Source organism: Paenibacillus sp. R-74696 (assembly GCF_055814915.1).
This window is the reverse complement of the sequence record NZ_JBPULM010000043.1, coordinates 1-1491: the sequence shown is the minus strand read 5'-3', so window position 1 is coordinate 1491 and position 1491 is coordinate 1. Positions and strand designations below refer to the sequence as shown.

Here is a 1491-nt window from a genome sequence, read left to right as displayed (position 1 = left end):
TGGGTTTCTCTTTGTTTTGGGGATCCAAACGAAGCTAAAGGAGGAGGATTCCTCTATTGCGCCCTCCTTTCAAGATGGAGGGCGATCTTCTTCATGTTTTGCACGGCTGCGGTCATCAGCGCTTGCTCCGTAGCATTGCGCAGTCCCCGCAACCGGCAATAGCGAAACCCATGGAGCTGTTTAGCATCCGCGAAGCTTCGCTCAATCGTCTCTTTTCGTTTTCGGTATAGCCTTTTGCCTGACTTGCTGAGGCGGTTTAATCGTACTTGCTCCTTACTATTCTCCCAGATGTGCCGGGTGACGATCTTTCGCTTGTTGCGAGATCGCGTACATTTTTCCAGGACAGGACAAGCGGCACACCTCTTCGGATCCGAAGCATAATGTCGGTACCCGTGACGATCCGTCGTGCGGTACACCAGTTCCTGCTGCTCGGGACAGCGGTACACGTTTCGCTCGGCCTCATACGTGAATTTCCACTTCGGGTACAACCCTTGCGTGGGATGAAATCTGCGATGCGCGATGACACCAAAGATTTTACGTTCTTCCAGCCCTTTGCAAATGGGCGTGGTCATATAGCCTGAATCTAAAGCAACGGCTTCTACCTCAAAACCAAAACGTTTACGCTGACGGTCTAATCGAGAGAGATACGGGACGGAATCATGGACGTTGCCTGCGGTTACGAAAACATCGGTAATGAGGTTGTACTTCAAATCAACGGTGCGATGATCCAAATAAAAGAAGCCTTCTGGCTTGCCTTCCCGAAACATATATCCGCTGTCCGGATCCGTTGTGCTCACCTTCACTTCCTTGTCCTCGTTCACCTCCTCCCGTGGTTTTAGTGCTTTTTTCCTTGGGTTTGACGATCCATTTCAACGGCTTCATTTAGCTCATTGAGATAATCTCTTGTGTTTTGCTTCACTTGTTCTTTCGTGTATTTGTTTTTGTTTGCGTTCGCTTTGACATGGGTCGAATCCGAAACCAGCACACGTCCGCCAACCATGCGATGCGAGACGGCTTGCAGCACAATCTCATCAAAGATGTCTTGAAAAACAGAAGTATCTTTAAACCGGGTACGCCGGTTCCAACTAATCGTTGTATGGTCAGGCACACGATCCGTTAATCCCAGTTCTAAAAACCAACGATACGCGAGATTCGTTTGCACTTCGCGTTCAAGCTGACGTTCGGAACGAATCCCGTAGAAATAGCCCAGAAAGATCATCTTGAAAAGAACAAGCGGATCAATGGCTGGACGCCCGTTATCTTGTGAATACAGATGTCGAACCTTTTCATCAATAAAGGAAAAATCAATATACTTGTCGATCTTGCGAAGCATATGATCAGCAGGCACTAAGTCTTCTATGGAAACGAACTCGTAACTTTGTTGTTTATCTCGATTAGAACGCAGCATAGGGCGACACCTTCCGTTCGTATAAGTTATCCTTATTATACCATAGTAACGCGGTGTCGTGTTAAACCAAATGCTTATAAAGA

1 protein-coding gene is annotated in these 1491 nt (G+C 47.4%); it reads right to left on the bottom strand.

Features of this window, described 5'->3' with window-relative positions; genetic code table 11:
- Positions 1 to 53 precede the first annotated feature (53 nt).
- Positions 54 to 1408, bottom strand: a protein-coding gene (locus ACSR9A_RS20255; RefSeq protein WP_473759192.1) for an IS1182 family transposase whose coding sequence is annotated in 2 segments (ribosomal slippage) — positions 54 to 841 and positions 841 to 1408 — 1356 coding nt in all. Because the reading frame shifts where the segments join, the coding sequence is not laid out codon by codon here.
- Positions 1409 to 1491 lie beyond the last annotated feature (83 nt).